This is a genomic window from Brenneria roseae subsp. americana (genome assembly GCF_003115815.1).
Classification (GTDB): Bacteria; Pseudomonadota; Gammaproteobacteria; order Enterobacterales; family Enterobacteriaceae; genus Brenneria; species Brenneria roseae.
In genome coordinates, this window is record NZ_QDKJ01000001.1 from 197,287 (window position 1) to 217,356 (window position 20,070).

Genomic DNA, 20,070 nt, shown 5'->3' on the forward strand with positions numbered 1-20,070 from the left:
AACTAAATACAGCATGAAAGCAGCCCGTACAGGAAAGTTAAAGCGCCAGGAAGATCAAGCCAGCTTTGTCAGCTGGCGTTTTGCGTTGCTTTGTAGCTGTATTCTGCTGGCGATGGTTGCTCTGATGGTGCGGGCCGCCTATCTTCAGGTGATTAATCCTGAACAATTGGTTCGTGAAGGCGACATGCGGTCTCTTCGGGTACAGGAAGTGCCAACGGCCCGCGGCATGATTAGCGATCGCGCCGGTCGTCCATTGGCGGTGAGCGTACCAGTCAATGCGGTCTGGGCCGATCCGAAGGAATTAAACGATCATGGCGGTATCACGCTGGATACACGCTGGAAAGCACTGTCCGACGCACTGGAAATCCCGCTTGACCAGATGGTCGCCAAGATTAACGCCAATCCCAAAGGGCGCTTTGTTTACCTTGCCCGCCAGGTTAACCCCGCCATCGGCGAATATATCCATAAACTGAAACTACCCGGCATTAATCTTCGTCAGGAATCACGTCGTTATTATCCCTCAGGTCAGGTGACCTCCCATCTGATTGGTTTTACCAATATCGATAGTCAGGGTATTGAAGGGGTTGAGAAAAGTTTCGATCGCTGGCTTACCGGGCAACCGGGCGAAAGGACGGTGCGTAAAGATCGGTTTGGGCGGGTGATTGAAGATATTTCCTCGGTTGACAGTCAGGCGGCTCATAATCTGGTGCTGAGTATTGATGAGCGCCTACAGGCATTGGTCTACCGTGAGTTGAACAATGCTGTCGCGTTTAATAAGGCTGAATCCGGTACGGCAGTGCTGGTTGATGTCAATACCGGTGAAGTGCTGGCGATGGCGAACAGCCCGTCGTACAACCCGAATAATCTGTCTGGCACGCCTAAAGACGTGATGCGTAACCGCGCCATTACCGATATTTTTGAACCGGGTTCTACCGTCAAACCGATGGTGGTCATGACCGCGCTACAGCGTGGCGTGATAAAAGAAAACAGCGTTCTCAATACCTTGCCGTATTACGTCAATGGTCATGAAATCAAAGACGTAGCACGCTACAGCGAATTGACCCTTACGGGGGTTTTACAGAAGTCGAGTAACGTCGGCGTTTCAAAGCTGGCGTTGGCGATGCCTTCCTCTGCGTTAGTAGATACTTACTCTCGTTTTGGATTGGGAAAAGCGACCAATTTGGGGTTGGTCGGAGAAAGCAGTGGCTTATATCCTCAAAAACAACGGTGGTCTGACATAGAGAGGGCCACCTTTTCTTTTGGCTACGGGCTGATGGTAACACCGTTACAGTTAGCGCGAGTCTACGCCACCATCGGCAGTTTTGGCATTTATCGCCCGCTGTCGATTACCAAAGTTGATCCACCTGTCGCCGGCGAACGTATCTTCCCCGAAGCGCTGGTACGGACCGTGGTTCATATGATGGAAAGTGTGGCGCTGCCGGGTGGCGGCGGTACAAAAGCCGCTATCAAAGGCTATCGAATCGCCATAAAAACGGGTACGGCAAAAAAAGTTGGCCCGGATGGCAAGTATATCAACAAGTACATTGCTTACACCGCAGGCGTTGCGCCTGCCAGTAACCCAAGATTTGCTCTGGTCGTTGTCATTAACGATCCGCAGGCAGGAAAATATTACGGCGGCGCGGTTTCGGCCCCGATATTTGGCGCCATCATGGGAGGGGTTTTACGTACGATGAACGTAGAACCTGATGCATTACCCTCCGATGACAAGAACGAGTTTGTAATTAACCGAAAAGAGGGTCCAGGTGGCAGATCGTAATTTGCGCGATTTATTAGCGCCGTGGGTGCAAGACACGCCGGCGTGTGCGTTGCGGGAAATGACGTTAGACAGCCGCGCTGCGGCTGCCGGGGATCTGTTTGTTGCTGTTGTCGGCCACAAAACGGACGGACGACGCTATATTCCGCAGGCAATTGCGCAAGGTGTGGCGGCAATCGTTGCCGAGGCTGAAGGCGATATCCGTGATGGCACGGTGCGTGAAATGCACGGTGTCCCCGTGGTTTATCTGAGCAATCTTAATCAGCGTCTCTCGGCGCTGGCCGGGCGTTTCTACCAGCAGCCGGCGGAGCGATTGCAGCTAATCGGCGTGACCGGTACGAATGGTAAAACCACCACCACACAATTGCTGGCGCAGTGGAGTCAGGCGCTGGGGGAAACCAGTTCGGTGATGGGAACGGTGGGGAATGGTTTACTGGGGCGCGTTGTGCCGACAGCCAATACCACCGGTTCCGCCGTAGACGTACAGCAGGTATTAAGCCAATTGGCCGAACAAGGCGCCACCGTCACGGCGATGGAAGTGTCTTCTCATGGGCTGGTTCAACATCGGGTCGCGGCATTACCGTTTGCGGCGGCCGTCTTCACCAATCTGAGCCGCGATCATCTTGATTACCACGGTGATATGGAAAGCTACGAGGCGGCCAAATGGTCGCTGTTTGCCGATCACCAGGTCGGGCAGATGATTATCAATGCGGATGATGAGGTGGGACGTCGCTGGCTGGCAAAATTGCCTGATGCCGTCAGCGTTACCATGGAAAACAATCTGGTTCCCGACTGTCGTGGCCGCTGGCTGAAAGCGATTGATGTCGATTATCACGACAACGGCGCCACCATCCGTTTCGATTCAAGCTGGGGACAGGGCGAAATTCAGAGCAAACTGATGGGCGCATTCAATGTCAGCAACATGCTGCTGGCGTTGGCGACGCTGTTGTCTCTGGGGTATCCGCTAAGTCAGTTGATTACCGCCGGATCGCAACTACAGCCGGTGTGCGGCCGGATGGAAGTGTTCCATGCCGAAGGCAAACCGACGGTGGTGGTGGATTATGCCCACACGCCGGATGCGTTGGAAAAAGCGCTTGAAGCCGCGCGCTTACATTGCCAGGGGCAATTATGGTGTGTGTTTGGCTGTGGTGGCGATCGTGATAAAGGTAAGCGCCCGCTGATGGGGGGGATCGCGGAACAGCTGGCTGATCGGGTCGTCGTCACTGATGACAATCCCCGTAGCGAAGAGCCGCAGGCCATTGTGGCGGATATTCTGACGGGGTTACTGGATGCCGGTCGCGTTCAGGTTATTCACGGTCGCGCCGAGGCGGTGACCAGCGCCATCATGCAAGCGAAAGAAAATGACGTTGTGCTGATCGCGGGTAAAGGGCATGAGGATTACCAACTGGTTGGCAATCGCCGTCTGGATTACTCGGATCGCATTACCGTCGCTCGTTTGCTGGGGGTGATCGTATGATTCGCGTTTCCCTGCAACAGCTAGCCTCCGTGCTGAGCGCTCAGCTGATCGGCGATAGCATTGATATCGCCGAGGTGTCGACAGATACCCGTAAATTGTCCGCTGGGTGCCTGTTTGTCGCGTTAAAAGGCGAGAAGTTTGATGCGCATGATTATGCCCCGGACGCCGTAAAAAACGGTGCGTCGGCTCTACTGGTCAGTAAGCGCTTACCTGTCGAAGTTCCGCAACTGCTGGTGCAGGATACTCGTCTGGCATTAGGGAAGCTGGGAGCATGGGTAAGAACGCAGTCGAAGGCCCGCGTCGTGGCGTTAACCGGTTCTTCCGGTAAAACGTCGGTTAAGGAAATGACGGCGGCCATTTTGCGTCAGTGTGGCGATGTGCTTTATACCGCGGGCAACTTTAATAATGACATTGGCGTGCCGTTAACGTTATTACGTCTGACGCCGGAACATCAGTTTGCCGTGATTGAGTTGGGCGCCAACCATATTGGAGAGATTGCCTATACCACCGATCTGGTGCGTCCAGAAAGCGCATTGGTTAACAACCTTGCGGCGGCGCATTTGGAAGGATTTGGTTCTTTGGCCGGCGTCGCACAGGCAAAAGGGGAGATTTTTGCCGGGCTTTCTGTCGATGGTGTGGCGATTATCAATGCAGACAGCCATGACTTTCCGCACTGGCAGACATTGTTGAATCATAAAACGGTATGGCGTTTTTCCTCACAGGCTGGCAGTGATATCGATTTTTTTGCCAGTGACGTGCATTCCGTAACGCAGGGTACCCGGTTCAATCTGCATACCCCATTCGGGCAGGCAGAGATTACCTTACCGTTACCGGGGCGTCACAACGTGGCTAATGCCTTGGCCGCTACCGCCCTGGCGATGTCCGTTGGCGCCACGCTGGAAGCGGTAAAAGCCGGACTGGCACAGCTTAAGGCCGTTCCCGGGCGTTTGTTCCCGATTGTGCTGGCCGATGGCAAGTTAGTGCTGGATGACAGTTACAACGCGAATGTGGGCTCTATGACCGCTGCCGCGCAGGTTCTTTCGGACATGCCGGGATACCGTGTGATGGTCGTGGGCGATATGGGTGAACTGGGTGACGATGCCGCCGAATGTCACCGTCAGGTCGGCGAAGCCGCTCGGGTGGCGGGTATCGATAAAGTATTGAGCGTGGGAACGCTGAGTGAGCTGATTAGCCATGCCAGTCGTGATGGCGAGCACTTTCAGGATAAACCCGCACTGATTTCTCGTCTTAACGGGCTGATGTCTGAACATAAAATTATCAGCGTACTGGTCAAAGGCTCCCGCAGTTCAGCGATGGAGCAGGTAGTACACGCATTACAGGAGAATGCAAAATGTTAGTGTGGCTGGCCGAGCATCTGGTCAAACTTTATTCCGGCTTTAACGTCTTTTCCTATTTGACGTTCCGCGCCATTGTCAGCCTGCTGACCGCATTGGTTATTTCCCTATGGATGGGACCGCATTTGATTGCCTGGCTACAACGTTTGCAGATTGGTCAGGTCGTTCGTAACGAAGGGCCGGAATCGCATTTCAGCAAACGGGGTACGCCGACCATGGGTGGGGTCATGATTCTGGCATCCATCATTATTTCGGTGCTGATGTGGGTCAATCTCTCTAATCCCTATGTCTGGTGCGTACTGTTTGTTCTGGTGGGATATGGCGTGGTCGGTTTCGTCGATGACTATCGCAAAGTGGTACGTAAAGACACAAAAGGGTTGATCGCACGCTGGAAATATTTCTGGCAGTCAGTCATCGCGTTGGTGGTCGCCTTTGTCATGTATTCGATTGGTAAGGATACGCCGGCCACGCAGCTGGTGGTGCCGTTCTTTAAAGACATCATGCCCCAATTGGGGCTGCTCTATATCGTGCTGGCCTATTTTGTGATTGTCGGTACCAGCAACGCGGTAAACCTGACTGACGGTCTGGACGGTCTGGCCATTATGCCAACCGTATTTGTTGCCGCCGGGTTTGCTCTGGTCGCCTGGGCCACCGGGAACATGAACTTTGCGGGCTATCTGCATATTCCGTATATCCGCCATGCCAGTGAACTGGTGGTGGTGTGTACCGCGATTGTCGGCGCAGGGCTTGGATTCCTGTGGTTTAACACTTATCCGGCACAGGTGTTCATGGGGGATGTCGGCTCTCTGGCGCTGGGTGGCGCATTAGGCACTATCGCGGTCCTGCTGCGTCAGGAATTTTTACTGGTCATCATGGGCGGCGTGTTTGTTGTCGAGACGCTGTCGGTCATTTTGCAGGTCGGGTCCTTTAAGCTGCGTGGTCAGCGGATTTTCCGCATGGCGCCGATTCATCATCACTATGAACTTAAAGGTTGGCCGGAGCCGCGCGTGATCGTGCGCTTCTGGATTATTTCGTTGATGCTGGTTCTGATTGGCCTGGCAACACTGAAGGTACGGTAAAAGATGGTGGACTATCAGGGTAAAAAAGTTGTCATTATCGGGTTGGGGCTGACCGGGCTCTCCTGTGTTGATTTCTTTCTCGCGCGTGGCGTGGTGCCGCGCGTGGTGGATACCCGTGTCAGTCCGCCAGGCCTGGATAAGCTGCCACCGGCGATAGAGCGTCATCTGGGCAGTCTCAACGATGACTGGTTGATGGATGCCGACCTGATTGTGGCAAGTCCGGGGATTGCACTGGCAACGCCAATATTGTGTGAGGCTGAAGAAGCCGGCATTGAGATTGTTGGTGATATTGAACTGTTCTGCCGCGAGGCTCAGGCGCCGATTGTGGCGATTACCGGCTCTAATGGTAAAAGTACGGTGACCACGTTGGTCGGCGAAATGGCGAAAGCTGCCGGATGGCAAGTCGGCGTTGGCGGTAATATCGGCTTACCGGCACTGCAATTGTTGCAGCAAGAATATCAGCTCTATGTGCTTGAATTGTCGAGTTTTCAGTTGGAGACTACCAGCAGCCTGCATGCCGCTGCTGCGACGATTCTGAATGTAACCGAAGATCATACCAATCGTTATCCCTTTGGTTTACAACAGTATCGTGCCGCGAAGTTACGTATTTATGAACACGCCAGCGTGTGCGTGGTTAACGCTGATGATGCGCTGACCATGCCGGTGCGGGGCGCAGATGCGCGCTGCCGGAGTTTCGGGGTTGACGTGGGTGATTATCATCTGAATCGACAGCAGGGTGAAACCTGGTTGCGGGTCAAGGGCGAACGTGTATTAAACACCCGCGAGATCAAGCTGGTGGGACAACATAACTATACCAACGCGCTGGCCGCCCTGGCGTTGGCAGATGCGGTCGGTATTCCCCGTGCGCCGGCCTTGACGGCGCTGACGACATTTACAGGACTGGCGCACCGTTTCCAACTGGTGTGGGAGCGCAATGGCGTTCGATGGATAAATGATTCCAAAGCGACCAATGTCGGTAGTACGGAGGCGGCACTCAGCGGCCTGCAAGTAGAAGGGACATTGCATCTGCTATTGGGCGGAGACGGTAAGTCGGCCGATTTTTCGCCACTACAGCGTTATTTCCAGGGCGACAATATCCGGTTGTATTGCTTTGGTCGTGATGGCGCACAGCTGGCCGCGTTGCGGCCGGAGATCGCTGAGCAAACCGAAACGATGGAACAGTCCATGCAACTGATCGCTGCGCGTGTGAAAGCGGGTGACCTTGTTTTACTGTCGCCTGCCTGTGCCAGCCTCGATCAATTCCGCAGTTTTGAGCATCGGGGTGAGGAATTTGCCCGACTGGCGGAGGAATTAGGCTGATGAGTTTTTTCCGGCTGGCATTTATCGAGCGTCTAAAAAGCTGGGTCATGGGAACGCGTGAAAGCGATACGCTGAGCATCGTTCTGTATGACCGCACGCTGGTATGGCTGACGCTGGGGCTGGCTGTGACGGGATTTGTGATGGTGACCTCCGCATCAATGCCGGTTGGACAGCGCCTTGCCAGCGATCCATTCCTGTTCGCCAAGCGTGATGCCTTGTATTTGGGGCTGGCGTTTGCCTTGTCGTTGGTGACGCTTCGTGTGCCAATGGAGATTTGGCAGCGTTACAGCCCGGTATTGCTGTTGGCATCAATGGTGATGTTGCTGGTGGTGCTCGCGGTAGGCAGTTCGGTTAACGGGGCGTCTCGCTGGATTTCACTGGGGCCGTTGCGTATTCAGCCTGCGGAATTATCGAAACTGTCGCTGTTTTGTTACCTCTCCAGCTACATGGTGCGCAAGGTGGAAGAAGTACGTAACAACTTCTGGGGCTTTTGCAAACCGATGGGCGTCATGGTGGTGTTGGCGGTGTTACTGCTTGCCCAGCCCGATCTGGGGACAGTGGTTGTACTGTTTATTACGACGTTGGCGATGTTGTTTTTGGCCGGGGCGAAATTATGGCAGTTCCTGGCGATTATCGGGTGCGGCATGTTCGCGGTTGCCCTGTTGGTTATTGCCGAACCCTATCGTATGCGGCGCGTGACGTCCTTCTGGAATCCCTGGGAAGATCCTTTCGGTAGTGGTTACCAGTTGACGCAATCCCTGATGGCGTTCGGACGTGGCGAACTGTGGGGACAAGGATTGGGAAACTCGGTACAGAAACTGGAATATCTGCCGGAAGCGCATACCGACTTCATTTTCTCTATTCTGGGTGAAGAGCTCGGCTATATCGGTGTGGTTTTGGCGCTGTTAATGATATTCTTCGTCGCTTTTCGTGCGATGTCCATCGGGCGGCGCGCGCTGGAGATTGATCAGCGTTTCTCGGGTTTTCTGGCCTGTTCCATAGGCATCTGGTTCAGCTTTCAGACCTTGGTAAACGTGGGCGCGGCGGCGGGGATGTTGCCGACGAAAGGACTGACATTACCCTTGATCAGCTACGGTGGCTCCAGTCTGCTCATTATGTCGACGGCTATCGTTTTACTGTTACGTATTGATTTTGAAACGCGACTGACAAAAGCACAGGCGTTTACGAGGAGTGCCCGATGAGTGGCGAAGGCAAGCGTTTGATGGTGATGGCGGGCGGAACGGGGGGACATGTCTTTCCGGGACTGGCTGTTGCGCATCATCTGATGGCGCAAGGCTGGCAGGTACGCTGGCTGGGAACCGCGGATCGTATGGAAGCGGATTTGGTGCCGCAGCATGGGATTGAAATTGATTTTATCCGTATTTCCGGCCTGCGTGGAAAGGGGCTTCGTGCCCAGCTAAGTGCGCCATTGCGCATCTTCCGTGCGGTTCGTCAGGCTCAGGCGATTATGCGCGCGTATAAGCCTGATGTGGTGCTGGGTATGGGCGGCTATGTTTCCGGCCCCGGTGGTTTGGCGGCATGGTTGTGTGGTATCCCGGTCGTGTTGCATGAACAAAATGGCATTGCCGGACTGACCAACCGTTGGTTGTCTCGCATTGCCAAAAAAGTGTTGCAGGCTTTCCCCGGCGCGTTTCCTGACGCTGACGTCGTGGGTAATCCGGTGAGAACGGATGTGCTGGCATTACCGGCTCCTGAGCAACGTCTGGCTGACCGTACCGGCCCCATACGCGTGCTGGTCTTCGGAGGAAGTCAGGGGGCGAGGGTGCTTAATCAGACGCTCCCCGGCGTCGCCGCTCGATTGGGTGACCGCGTTACGATTTGGCATCAGGTTGGGAAAGGCGCTCAGCCGGAGGTTGAACAGGCTTATCAACAGGCCGGGCAGCCGCAGCACAAGATTACGGAATTTATCGATGACATGGCCGCAGCCTATGCCTGGGCGGATGTCGTGGTTTGCCGCGCTGGCGCGCTGACGGTCAGTGAGATTGCCGCTGCCGGGTTGCCAGCGTTATTTGTGCCGTTTCAGCATAAAGACAGACAGCAGTACTGGAATGCACTGCCGCTGGAGAACGTGGGAGCGGCAAAGATTATCGAGCAGCCGCAGTTCAATGTTGACACCGTGAGTGAAACGCTGGCGGGCTGGGATCGGGCAACATTGATGAAAATGGCGCAGCAGGCCCACGCGGCGGCAATTCCGGACGCCACCGAACGTGTGGCGGCGGAAGTGAGCGCCGTAGCGGACAGTCGAACCACCCGTGTCGTTCATGGATAAATGGTTCATGGTTAATTCATACAATATTGCCGGACGATAGCGTGTCCGGGAATGAAACAAGGTAGCGATAGAAAAAAGTGAATACTCAACAACTGGCGAAACTACGTTCAATCGTGCCCGAGATGCATCGCGTCCGGCACATACACTTTGTCGGCATCGGCGGTGCCGGCATGGGTGGTATCGCCGAAGTGTTGGCCAATGAAGGTTATGAAATCAGCGGTTCCGATCTGGCTCCTAATGCGGTAACGCAGCAGTTGGCTGAACTGGGCGCGCAGATCTATTTCCACCATCGTGCCGAGAATGTTCTGAATGCCAGCGTGGTGGTGGTATCCACGGCGATTTCAGCGGATAACCCGGAAATTGTCGCCGCGCATGAAGCGCGTATCCCGGTGATTCGTCGGGCCGAAATGCTGGCCGAGCTAATGCGCTTTCGTCATGGCATTGCGATTGCGGGAACGCATGGTAAGACCACGACGACGGCAATAGTAACCAGTATTTATGCCGAAGCGGGATTGGACCCAACGTTTGTAAACGGTGGTTTGGTTAAGGCGGCGGGAACGCATGCGCGTCTGGGATCGAGCCGTTATTTGATTGCCGAAGCGGACGAAAGCGATGCGTCTTTCCTGCATCTGCAACCCATGGTCGCGATAGTCACCAATATTGAAGCCGACCATATGGATACCTATCAGGGTGATTTTGAAAACCTGAAGCAAACGTTCATCAACTTTTTACATAATTTGCCGTTTTATGGTCAGGCCGTGATGTGTATTGACGATCCGGTTATTCGGGAATTGCTGCCGCGCGTTGGGCGTCATATCACGACTTACGGGTTCAGCGACGATGCTGATGTCCGTGTCGCCGGCTATCGACAGATCGGGGCGCAGGGGCATTTCACGCTGGAACGCCAGGATAAGCCGGTGCTGAATGTGACATTGAATGCCCCTGGCCGTCACAATGCATTGAATGCGGCGGCGGCCGTCGCGGTCGCGACAGATGAAGGGATTGACGACGACGCTATTCTGCGTGCGCTGGAGCGTTTTCAAGGTACGGGACGTCGGTTTGATTTCCTGGGTGAATACGCGCTTGAGACGGTGAACGGGCAAAGCGGCAGTGCGATGCTGGTGGATGATTATGGTCACCACCCGACGGAGGTCGATGCGACGATTAAAGCGGCAAGGGCAGGCTGGCCGGACAAACGTCTGGTGATGGTTTTCCAGCCGCATCGCTATACGCGTACCCGCGATCTCTATGATGATTTCGCTCACGTGTTATCGCAGGTCGATGTTCTGCTGATGTTGGATGTCTATCCGGCAGGGGAGTCGCCGATTCCTGGCGCGGATAGCCGCTCTCTGTGCCGCACCATCCGCGGACGGGGTAAGATAGATCCGATTTTGGTGACGGATGTGGATACCTTGCCTGAACTATTGTCACAGGCCCTGCGAGGCGGCGATCTGATTTTGGTTCAGGGCGCCGGCAATATCGGCAAACTGGCGCGCAAATTGGCTGATTCCCGATTGCAGCCGCAGATAAATGAATGAGGCTCATCATGACTGAGAAAGTTGCTGTATTGCTTGGTGGAACCTCGGCTGAACGTGAAGTGTCGTTACTTTCAGGTCAGGCGGTACTGGACGGTCTGAAAGAAGCGGGGATTAATGCCCACGCTGTCGATACCCGCGAGTTTCCGGTAACGCATTTAAAAGATGAAGGCTTTACCAAAGTCTTTATCGCCCTGCATGGTCGTGGTGGGGAAGATGGCACATTGCAGGGAGTGCTGGAGTTTTTGCAACTCCCCTATACCGGCAGCGGTGTGATGGCGTCTGCGCTGACGATGGATAAGTTACGCACCAAGCTGGTGTGGGCGGCGATGGGGTTACCGGTCTCGCCGTATGTTGCGTTGAATCGTCAGCAATTTGCCGCGCTCAGTCAGGACGAACTGCTGAAGAAACTGGCGCATCTGGGACTGCCGCTGATTGTGAAGCCAAGTCGTGAAGGTTCCAGCGTTGGTATGAGTAAAGTGAATCAAACCAGCGAACTGCATGCGGCGATCGAAGAAGCGTTCCGCCATGACGACGAAGTGTTGGTGGAGAAATGGCTGAGCGGCCCGGAATATACTGTCGCGATTCTTGGCGATGAAGTATTGCCTTCTATTCGTATTCAGGCGGCGGGCACGTTTTACGATTACGAAGCGAAGTATCTGTCTGATGATACCCAGTATTTTTGTCCCAGCGGTCTGTCGGTTGAGAAAGAGCAGGAGCTGGCGGCGTTGTCGCTGGCAGCATACCGCGCGCTTGATTGCAGCGGCTGGGGACGTGTTGACCTGATGATGGATAGCGACGGCGCGTTCTATCTGCTGGAGGTGAACACCTCTCCGGGCATGACAAGTCATAGTCTGGTGCCGATGGCGGCGCGTCAACATGGCCTGAGCTTCTCGCAACTGGTGGCAAAGGTATTGGAGCTGGCTGGCTGATATGTCGCAGGCAGCGCTGAATACACGCGGCCGGGAGCCGGAAGTTAAAGGAACGCGTCGCAGTAACGGGGGACAGCTGGCGGGAATATTGTTCCTGCTGATGGTGATAGGGACGATCGTCTGGGGTAGCTGGATGGTTGTCGAATGGATGAAAGATGCCAGTCGTTTGCCCTTATCCCGGATGGTGGTGACAGGCGAGAGGCAATACACCACCAATGACGATATTCGTCAGGCGATTTTAGCGCTGGGGTCGCCGGGCACGTTTATGACACAGGATGTGAATGTTATCCAGCAGCAGATTGAACGTTTGCCGTGGATAAAACAGGCCAGTGTTCGTAAGCAGTGGCCGGATGAATTAAAGATTCATCTGGTTGAATATGTTCCGGTGGCTCGTTGGAATGATTTGTTGATGGTTGATGCTCAGGGCAATTCTTTCAGCGTTCCCGCAGAGCGGGTAGGTAACCGCAAGATGCCATTGCTGTACGGCCCGGAAGGGAGTGAAACCGATGTGCTGGAGGGTTACCGGACAATGAATCAGGAACTGGCGGCAAGAAAGTTTACGTTAAAAATGGTTGCGATGAGCGCACGTCACTCGTGGCAACTGGCATTGGATGACGATATTCGTCTTGAATTGGGGCGAGATGATCGGGAGCGGCGACTGGAACGCTTTATCGAGCTTTATCCGCTGTTGCAACGGCAGGCGCAGAGCGATAACAAGCGTATCAGCTATGTTGATCTGCGTTATGACTCTGGAGCAGCCGTAGGTTGGGCGCCGGCCTTGTTTGATCAGCAAAGCGTTGATCAGAAACAAGACATTGATCAGCAACAGAACAGTAATCAGAAACAGAATCAGGCACAGGCTAAACAACAATGATCAAGTCGACGGACAGAAAACTGGTAGTTGGGCTGGAGATCGGTACAGCGAAAGTGGCTGCGCTGGTAGGGGAGGTTCTGCCCGATGGCATGGTCAATATTATTGGCGTGGGCAGTTGCCCGTCACGTGGTATGGATAAAGGCGGCGTCAACGATCTCGAGTCTGTCGTCAAATGCGTGCAGCGCGCCATTGACCAGGCCGAGCTGATGGCGGACTGCCAGATTTCCTCTGTGTATCTGGCGTTATCGGGAAAACACATCAGTTGCCAGAATGAAATAGGGATGGTGCCTATTTCTGAAGAAGAGGTGACTCAGGAAGATGTGGAAAGCGTGGTGCATACCGCCAAGTCCGTGCGCGTACGTGATGAACACCGGGTGCTTCATGTGATCCCGCAGGAGTATGCCATTGACTATCAGGAAGGGATTAAAAATCCGGTTGGATTATCCGGCGTGCGCATGCAGGCGAAAGTCCACCTGATTACCTGCCATAACGATATGGCGAAGAATATTGTCAAAGCGGTAGAACGCTGTGGTCTGAAAGTAGATCAGCTGATTTTCGCTGGTCTGGCATCCAGCTACGCCGTGTTGACGGAAGATGAACGTGAGCTGGGTGTGTGTGTCGTGGATATCGGCGGCGGCACGATGGACATCGCCGTTTATACCGGCGGCGCCCTGAGGCATACCAAAGTGATTCCTTACGCGGGCAACGTGGTAACCAGCGATATTGCCTATGCGTTCGGTACACCGCCGACGGATGCGGAAGCGATCAAGGTTCGCCACGGTTGCGCATTGGGCGCGATTGTCGGCAAAGATGAAAATGTGGAGGTCCCAAGCGTTGGGGGGCGTCCGCCGCGTAGTTTACAACGGCAAACGCTGGCTGAAGTGATCGAGCCACGTTATACCGAACTTTTAAATTTGGTAAACGACGAACTTTTACAGTTGCAGGAGCAGTTACGTCAACAAGGCGTCAAGCACCATCTGGCAGCGGGTATTGTACTGACTGGCGGTGCCGCGCAAATCGACGGATTGGCCGCTTGTGCGCAGCGTGTATTTCATACACAGGTACGCATTGGGCAGCCACTAAATATTACAGGTCTCACAGACTATGCTCAGGAGCCTTACTACTCCACCGCGGTAGGGTTACTGCATTACGGCAAGGAATCTCACCTTGGCGGTGAGCATGAAGTCGAAAAACGTGCCTCAGTGAGCAATTGGTTCAAAAGAATCAATAGCTGGTTGAGGAAAGAATTTTAATTTTATCAAAGAGATCACCTGGCACAATTTTATGATCTCGCAGTTACAGGCACAAAACGGAGAGAAACTATGTTTGAACCAATGGAATTAACCAACGACGCGGTGATTAAAGTCATCGGCGTCGGCGGCGGCGGCGGTAACGCTGTCGAACACATGGTGCGCGAGCGCATCGAGGGCGTTGAATTCTTCGCGGTCAATACGGATGCGCAGGCACTGCGTAAAACCGCCGTGGGCCAGACGATTCAGATTGGTAGCGGTATTACCAAAGGTCTGGGGGCTGGCGCCAATCCGGAAGTCGGCCGCAATTCCGCAGAAGAAGATCGTGAAGCGCTGCGGGCTGCGCTTGAAGGCGCGGACATGGTATTTATCGCCGCCGGTATGGGCGGTGGTACCGGTACCGGCGCGGCACCTGTCGTGGCTGAAGTCGCGAAAGACCTGGGTATTCTGACGGTGGCCGTCGTGACCAAACCCTTCAATTTTGAAGGCAAAAAACGTATGGCTTTTGCTGAGCAGGGTATCGCCGAGCTGTCCAAGCACGTCGATTCTCTGATCACGATTCCAAACGATAAATTATTGAAAGTATTGGGACGCGGTATTTCCCTGCTGGATGCGTTTGGCGCAGCCAATGACGTGTTGAAAGGTGCGGTGCAGGGTATTGCCGAACTGATCACCCGCCCTGGCCTGATGAACGTCGACTTTGCAGACGTGCGCACCGTGATGTCCGAAATGGGTTATGCCATGATGGGCTCCGGTGTGGCCCGTGGTGAAGATCGCGCTGAAGAAGCGGCCGAAATGGCGATCTCCAGCCCGCTGCTGGAAGATATCGATCTGTCTGGCGCACGCGGTGTGCTGGTTAACATCACTGCCGGCTTCGACCTGCGTCTGGATGAGTTTGAAACGGTGGGTAATACCATCCGTGCCTTTGCTTCCGACAATGCGACGGTCGTTATCGGTACCTCCCTCGATCCTGATATGAATGATGAGCTGCGTGTAACCGTGGTTGCCACGGGTATCGGTATGGACAAGCGTCCTGAAATTACACTGGTGACCAATAAGCAGTCTCAGCCGGTTATGGATCATCGCTATCAGCAGCATGGCATGACGCCGCTGACTCAGGAAAAACCGGTTGCGAAGGTGGTGAATGACCAGAATCCGCAAACCAATAAAGAGCCAGACTATCTGGATATCCCGGCGTTCTTGCGTAAGCAGGCAGATTAATACTGTCATATAACGTTGGAATCTCCGCTCTTTGTGCTAAACTGTCCCGCCGAGCCTGGTATATACTAGGTCGGTAGGTTCAGTAACATGCGAGATAAAATGATGATCAAACAACGTACATTAAAACGTATTGTTCAGGCGACAGGGGTCGGTTTGCATACCGGCAAGAAAGTCACCCTGACTATGCGTCCTGCACCGGCAAATACCGGGGTCATCTATCGTCGCACTGACTTGAATCCCCCGGTTGATTTTCCGGCTGATGCAAAATCCGTGCGTGATACCATGCTCTGTACTTGCCTGGTTAATGAGCATGACGTGCGTATTTCTACGGTGGAGCATCTTAACGCTGCCCTTGCAGGGTTGGGAATTGACAATATTGTCATTGAAGTTGATGCACCGGAAATTCCAATTATGGATGGTAGTGCCAGTCCTTTCGTTTACCTGCTGTTAGATGCCGGTATTGAAGAGCTGAACAGTGCCAAGAAATTTGTGCGTATCAAACAGCCTGTGCGTGTTGAAGATGGCGATAAGTGGGCCGAGATGACGCCGTTCAACGGCTTCAGCCTGGATTTCACTATCGATTTCAACCACCCGGCTATTGATGCAGGTTCCCAGCGTTATCGTCTGGACTTCTCTGCTGATGCGTTCGTGCGCCAGATTAGCCGCGCGCGTACCTTCGGTTTTATGCGTGATATCGAATACTTGCAGTCTCGAGGGTTGTGCCTGGGCGGTAGTTTCGATTGCGCAATAGTCGTAGATGATTATCGGGTACTGAACGAAGACGGCTTGCGTTTTGAAGATGAGTTTGTCCGCCATAAAATGCTGGACGCCATTGGCGACCTGTTTATGTGTGGTCATAACATCATCGGTGCATTTACTGCCTTTAAGTCTGGTCATGCCTTGAACAACAAACTGTTGCAGGCGGTTCTGGCTAAGCAGGAAGCGTGGGAATACGTCACCTTTGAAGACGAAGCTGAAATGCCGTTGGCATTTAAAGCGCCGTCAACAGTATTGGCGTAACGCTTAGCGCTGTCATTTCTTATTACGACTGGTTTTACTGGTACTCTCTCCGGCCAGTGAAGCCAGTCGTTCTAATATCTTGCGTAGTTTCTCCGGGCTGTGCCCAGCCAAACTCCTTAGTGTTTTCGCGCTTTGCTCACTTAACTGACGTAACGGTTTGCTCTCTGTTTCGTTGGTTGACGGTGTGTCGTTATTTTTCAGGATTTCATGTCCTTTTGCGGCGAGTGATGGATTAATCCTGATGTCGATTGAAGCCAATGATGGTAATATTTGTGCGCGTAATGCAGAGAGCAAGGCGGGTTGTTCATAACGTAACCGCATCAACCAGTTAGCGTTGGCGGTTTCCAGAATAAGCAGGCCTTGACGATAATTCGCTACGCGGCACCACGGGTGCAATTGTGCAGGAAGTAACCCGCGCACGGCGCGGTTAAGTTTTAGTAAAGCGATAGCGCGTTGTTGCACATCACGCAGTGGACCAGAGCCCGAACCTGATGCGCTATCAAACAGGGACTCCAGTGATTGTGGGCGGCTATCACGCATAAATCAGGCTCCGACGGACGTTAAACTTGTGATTGGTATTCTAAATCGTTGGCGACAATTTGGCAGACGTTATTTCTGGCCGCATCTCCTGTTGGGGATGGTCGCGGCGAGTCTTGGTTTGCCGACAGGTTTGAATGAGGCGCAGGATCTGGCTTCTTTGCCAAATTCTGCATCCAGCGTCAGCCGCCAGAATAGTGTATCACTCAGCCTGACCGACCTCGTGGCGCTGAAAGAGGCGCATCGCCGATCGTCTTTTAGTGTGGACTACTGGCATCAGCATGCCATTCGTACTGTCATTCGTCACCTGTCTTTTGCGCTGACGGCACCACAGCAAATTGATGCACAGCAGGCAGATGAGCTACCGTCGCACTCGTTAGTGCTGCTGGATACGCTTAATGCGCTGCTAACGCGTGAAGAAAAACCACCAACCGCCGTTCATCAAATAGGGCGCGTATCCCTTTTCCCCCCGACACGTCATCAAACGGGACTCTGGCTTGCCCAGATTCAAGGCATTCGTGCCGGCCCGCACTTCAAAAGCTGAAAAATACGTTATTGATAATTAACAGCCGTAGGGCTTTTCCCCAGTATTTTGATGTTGTGCAGCCGCTGGATGAGTGGCATTTGTGAGATTAAAACTATTATGGTCATGAATATACTAACCAAAATTTTTGGTAGCCGTAACGATCGCACCTTGCGCCGTATGCGCAAAAACGTAGAAGTGATTAACCGCCTGGAACCCGCGATGGAAAAGCTTTCAGATGAAGAGCTGAAAGCGAAAACGACGGAGTTTCGCGCCCGTCTGGAAAAAGGCGAAACGCTGGAGAGCCTGTTGCCGGAAGCGTTCGCTGTCGTTCGCGAATCCAGTAAGCGCGTATTTGGTATGCGTCATTTTGACGTACAGCTCATCGGCGGGATGGTATTGAACGAGCGTTGCATCGCAGAAATGCGTACCGGTGAAGGTAAAACGCTGACGGCGACGTTGCCCGCTTACCTCAATGCCCTGACGGGACGCGGCGTGCATGTGGTCACGGTGAACGACTATCTGGCGCAGCGTGATGCCGAAAATAACCGTCCTCTGTTTGAATTTCTTGGCCTGAGCGTTGGGATCAACCTGCCTGGTATGCCTGCGCCTGCTAAACGCGAAGCCTATGCGGCAGATATTACTTACGGTACCAACAACGAATATGGTTTTGACTACCTTCGTGACAACATGGCATTCAGCCCGGAAGAACGTGTTCAGCGTAAACTCTACTACGCGCTGGTGGATGAGGTTGACTCCATTCTGATCGATGAAGCGCGTACACCGCTGATCATTTCCGGCCCTGCCGAAGACAGCTCCGAGCTTTATACCCGGGTGAATAAGATCATTCCTCACCTGATTCGTCAGGAAAAAGAGGACTCGGATACGTTCCACGGAGAGGGGCACTTCTCTGTCGATGAGAAAGCCCGCCAGGTTAACCTGACCGAACGCGGTCTGGTGCTGGTCGAAGAACTGCTGGTGAAGGAAGGCATCATGGACGAAGGTGAGTCGCTGTACTCTCCGGCGAACATCATGCTGATGCACCATGTGACTGCCGCACTGCGTGCCCATGTGCTGTTTACCCGTGACGTGGATTACATCGTCAAAGACGGTGAGGTCATTATCGTTGATGAGCACACCGGTCGTACCATGCAGGGACGTCGCTGGTCGGATGGTCTGCACCAGGCGGTGGAAGCGAAGGAGCATGTGGCGATTCAAAACGAAAACCAGACGCTGGCTTCCATTACCTTCCAGAACTACTTCCGTCTGTATGAAAAGCTTGCCGGGATGACCGGTACGGCGGACACCGAAGCGTTTGAGTTCAGCTCCATTTACAAGCTGGACACGATTGTTGTACCGACCAACCGTCCGATGATCCGTAAAGATTTGCCCGATCTGGTTTATATGACGGAGCAAGAGAAAATTGATGCGATCATTGAAGACATCAAAGAGCGTACCGAAAAAGGTCAGCCTGTTCTGGTAGGTACGATTTCCATTGAGAAATCGGAAGTCGTTTCTCATGCGCTGGAAAAAGCGGGTATCAAACACAATGTGTTGAACGCGAAATTCCATGCAATGGAAGCGGACATCGTTGCTCAGGCCGGTCAAAGCGGAGCGGTTACCATTGCAACCAACATGGCCGGTCGTGGTACGGATATCGTGCTGGGTGGCAGCTGGCAGGCTGAAATCGCGCATCTGGAAAATCCGGATGAAGAACAAATCGCGGCAATCAAGGCTGCCTGGCAGGAGCGTCATGACGCCGTGCTGGCGGCGGGCGGTTTGCATATCATTGGTACTGAGCGCCATGAATCCCGTCGTATTGATAACCAGTTGCGCGGTCGTTCCGGTCGCCAGGGGGATGCGGGATCTTCTCGTTTCTACCTGTCGATGGAAGATGCGTTGATGCGTATTTTTGCTTCCGATCGCGTATCCAACATGATGCGTAAGCTTGGGATGAAACCGGGCGAAGCGATTGAACACCCGTGGGTGACCAAAGCGATTGCCAACGCCCAGCGTAAAGTGGAAAGCCGCAACTTTGATATTCGTAAGCAATTGCTTGAATATGATGACGTTGCCAACGATCAACGTCGTGCTATTTATACTCAGCGTAATGAACTGCTGGATGTTTCCGACATCAGTGAAACCATCAACAGCATTCGTGAGGACGTATTCAAGGTCACTATCGATAGCTATATTCCGCCGCAGTCGCTGGAAGAAATGTGGGATACGGAAGGTCTGGAACAGCGTCTGAAAAACGACTTTGATCTGGATATGCCGATTAAAGAATGGTTGGATAAAGAGCCGGAACTGCATGAAGAAACGCTGCGCGAGCGTATTTTCCAGCAGGCTATCGACGTGTATCAGCGTAAAGAAGAGATTGTGGGCAGCGAAGTGATGCGCAACTTCGAGAAAGGCGTGATGCTACAGACGCTGGATTCCCTGTGGAAAGAGCATCTGGCTGCGATGGACTACCTGCGTCAGGGTATCCATCTGCGTGGTTATGCCCAGAAGGACCCCAAGCAGGAATACAAGCGTGAGTCGTTCTCAATGTTTGCCGCTATGCTGGAATCGCTGAAATATGAAGTGATCAGCACGTTGAGTAAAGTGCAGGTCCGGATGCCTGAAGAGATTGAGGCACTGGAGCAGCAGCGTCGTGAAGAAGCGGAGCGCCTGGCTCGCCAGCAACAGCTGAGCCATCAGGAGGAAGATAGTCTGAACACCGGCTCTCCGGTTCATGCCGAGCGTAAAATTGGTCGTAACGATCCTTGCCCTTGCGGATCGGGCAAAAAGTATAAGCAGTGCCACGGTCGTTTGCAGAAATAACGCAACGTCGTATTGAGTCATAATGCAAAGGCGGTCTTGGACCGCCTTTTACTTGATAGG

General features: G+C 53.5%; 16 protein-coding genes. 15 read left to right on the top strand and 1 reads right to left on the bottom strand.

The features are described from left to right. Positions 1-13: 13 nt before the first annotated feature. The 13 genes from B4923_RS00885 (at position 14) to lpxC (ending at position 16,127) form a co-directional block, all read left to right on the top strand. Positions 14-1,777 (top strand): peptidoglycan glycosyltransferase FtsI, encoded by a 1,764-nt coding sequence (locus tag B4923_RS00885; protein ID WP_109052466.1) that lies wholly within the window; start codon positions 14-16, stop codon positions 1,775-1,777. Continuing rightward, positions 1,764-3,251 (top strand): UDP-N-acetylmuramoyl-L-alanyl-D-glutamate--2,6-diaminopimelate ligase, encoded by a 1,488-nt coding sequence (murE, locus tag B4923_RS00890; RefSeq protein WP_109052467.1) that lies wholly within the window; start codon positions 1,764-1,766, stop codon positions 3,249-3,251. The genes B4923_RS00885 and murE overlap by 14 nt, the downstream gene beginning before the upstream one ends. Next, positions 3,248-4,609, top strand: coding sequence for a UDP-N-acetylmuramoyl-tripeptide--D-alanyl-D-alanine ligase (gene murF, locus B4923_RS00895; RefSeq protein WP_109052468.1), 1,362 nt, complete (start codon positions 3,248-3,250; stop codon positions 4,607-4,609). The genes murE and murF overlap by 4 nt, the downstream gene beginning before the upstream one ends. Next, on the top strand, positions 4,603-5,685 hold the full coding sequence (mraY, locus tag B4923_RS00900; protein ID WP_109052469.1) for a phospho-N-acetylmuramoyl-pentapeptide-transferase: 1,083 nt from the start codon (positions 4,603-4,605) through the stop codon (positions 5,683-5,685). Before murF ends, mraY begins: the two co-directional genes overlap by 7 nt. A 3-nt stretch (positions 5,686-5,688) precedes the next feature. Then, positions 5,689-7,005 carry a UDP-N-acetylmuramoyl-L-alanine--D-glutamate ligase gene (gene murD / locus B4923_RS00905; protein WP_109052470.1) on the top strand — a complete coding sequence of 439 codons (1,317 nt, stop codon included), beginning with the start codon at positions 5,689-5,691 and terminating at the stop codon, positions 7,003-7,005. Further along, entirely contained in the window at positions 7,005-8,207 is a 1,203-nt protein-coding gene (gene ftsW / locus B4923_RS00910) for a cell division protein FtsW (protein WP_109052471.1), read from the top strand. The genes murD and ftsW overlap by 1 nt, the downstream gene beginning before the upstream one ends. Further along, positions 8,204-9,295, top strand: coding sequence for an undecaprenyldiphospho-muramoylpentapeptide beta-N-acetylglucosaminyltransferase (gene murG / locus B4923_RS00915; RefSeq protein WP_109052472.1), 1,092 nt, complete (start codon positions 8,204-8,206; stop codon positions 9,293-9,295). Before ftsW ends, murG begins: the two co-directional genes overlap by 4 nt. 77 nt (positions 9,296-9,372) lie before the next feature. Further along, entirely contained in the window at positions 9,373-10,833 is a 1,461-nt protein-coding gene (murC, locus tag B4923_RS00920; protein ID WP_109052473.1) for a UDP-N-acetylmuramate--L-alanine ligase, read from the top strand. An 8-nt stretch (positions 10,834-10,841) separates the two neighbouring features. Beyond that, positions 10,842-11,762 carry a D-alanine--D-alanine ligase gene (locus B4923_RS00925; protein WP_109052474.1) on the top strand — a complete coding sequence of 307 codons (921 nt, stop codon included), beginning with the start codon at positions 10,842-10,844 and terminating at the stop codon, positions 11,760-11,762. A 1-nt stretch (position 11,763) separates the two neighbouring features. Further along, the gene (ftsQ, locus tag B4923_RS00930) at positions 11,764-12,636 is read left to right on the top strand and encodes a cell division protein FtsQ (protein ID WP_109052475.1); all 873 of its coding nucleotides are present in this window, start codon (positions 11,764-11,766) and stop codon (positions 12,634-12,636) included. Beyond that, complete coding sequence (gene ftsA / locus B4923_RS00935) at positions 12,633-13,889, top strand: cell division protein FtsA (protein ID WP_109052476.1); 1,257 nt, start codon at positions 12,633-12,635, stop codon at positions 13,887-13,889. Before ftsQ ends, ftsA begins: the two co-directional genes overlap by 4 nt. Positions 13,890-13,958: 69 nt before the next feature. Next, positions 13,959-15,107: a cell division protein FtsZ gene (gene ftsZ / locus B4923_RS00940; protein WP_109052477.1), complete on the top strand. Its 1,149-nt coding sequence runs from the start codon at positions 13,959-13,961 to the stop codon at positions 15,105-15,107. 102 nt (positions 15,108-15,209) lie between these two features. After that, positions 15,210-16,127 (top strand): UDP-3-O-acyl-N-acetylglucosamine deacetylase, encoded by a 918-nt coding sequence (lpxC, locus tag B4923_RS00945; RefSeq protein ID WP_109052674.1) that lies wholly within the window; start codon positions 15,210-15,212, stop codon positions 16,125-16,127. Positions 16,128-16,139: 12 nt separating this feature from the next. Here lpxC and B4923_RS00950 read toward each other — a convergent pair whose 3' ends face one another. After that, positions 16,140-16,667 (bottom strand): DUF721 domain-containing protein, encoded by a 528-nt coding sequence (locus B4923_RS00950; RefSeq protein ID WP_109052478.1) that lies wholly within the window; start codon positions 16,665-16,667, stop codon positions 16,140-16,142. A gap of 28 nt (positions 16,668-16,695) precedes the next feature. Here B4923_RS00950 and secM point away from each other — a divergent pair, with 28 nt between their 5' ends. Together secM and secA are read left to right on the top strand one after the other, a co-directional pair. Continuing rightward, complete coding sequence (secM, locus tag B4923_RS00955; RefSeq protein ID WP_109052479.1) at positions 16,696-17,208, top strand: secA translation cis-regulator SecM; 513 nt, start codon at positions 16,696-16,698, stop codon at positions 17,206-17,208. Between the two features lie 99 nt (positions 17,209-17,307). Then, complete coding sequence (gene secA / locus B4923_RS00960) at positions 17,308-20,010, top strand: preprotein translocase subunit SecA (RefSeq protein ID WP_109052480.1); 2,703 nt, start codon at positions 17,308-17,310, stop codon at positions 20,008-20,010. The last annotated feature ends 60 nt before the right edge of the window (positions 20,011-20,070 follow it).

Bases quoted from the DNA above. Each gene is read 5' to 3' on its own strand.
- B4923_RS00885 (WP_109052466.1), top strand. From the start codon at position 14: ATGAAAGCAGCCCGTACAGGAAAGTTAAAGCGCCAGGAAGATCAAGCC.
- murF (WP_109052468.1), top strand. From the start codon at position 3,248: ATGATTCGCGTTTCCCTGCAACAGCTAGCCTCCGTGCTGAGCGCTCAG.
- mraY (WP_109052469.1), top strand. From the start codon at position 4,603: ATGTTAGTGTGGCTGGCCGAGCATCTGGTCAAACTTTATTCCGGCTTT.
- murD (WP_109052470.1), top strand. From the start codon at position 5,689: ATGGTGGACTATCAGGGTAAAAAAGTTGTCATTATCGGGTTGGGGCTG.
- ftsW (WP_109052471.1), top strand. From the start codon at position 7,005: ATGAGTTTTTTCCGGCTGGCATTTATCGAGCGTCTAAAAAGCTGGGTC.
- murG (WP_109052472.1), top strand. From the start codon at position 8,204: ATGAGTGGCGAAGGCAAGCGTTTGATGGTGATGGCGGGCGGAACGGGG.
- B4923_RS00925 (WP_109052474.1), top strand. From the start codon at position 10,842: ATGACTGAGAAAGTTGCTGTATTGCTTGGTGGAACCTCGGCTGAACGT.
- ftsQ (WP_109052475.1), top strand. From the start codon at position 11,764: ATGTCGCAGGCAGCGCTGAATACACGCGGCCGGGAGCCGGAAGTTAAA.
- ftsA (WP_109052476.1), top strand. From the start codon at position 12,633: ATGATCAAGTCGACGGACAGAAAACTGGTAGTTGGGCTGGAGATCGGT.
- ftsZ (WP_109052477.1), top strand. From the start codon at position 13,959: ATGTTTGAACCAATGGAATTAACCAACGACGCGGTGATTAAAGTCATC.
- lpxC (WP_109052674.1), top strand. From the start codon at position 15,210: ATGATCAAACAACGTACATTAAAACGTATTGTTCAGGCGACAGGGGTC.
- B4923_RS00950 (WP_109052478.1), bottom strand. From the start codon at position 16,667: ATGCGTGATAGCCGCCCACAATCACTGGAGTCCCTGTTTGATAGCGCA.
- secA (WP_109052480.1), top strand. From the start codon at position 17,308: ATGGTCATGAATATACTAACCAAAATTTTTGGTAGCCGTAACGATCGC.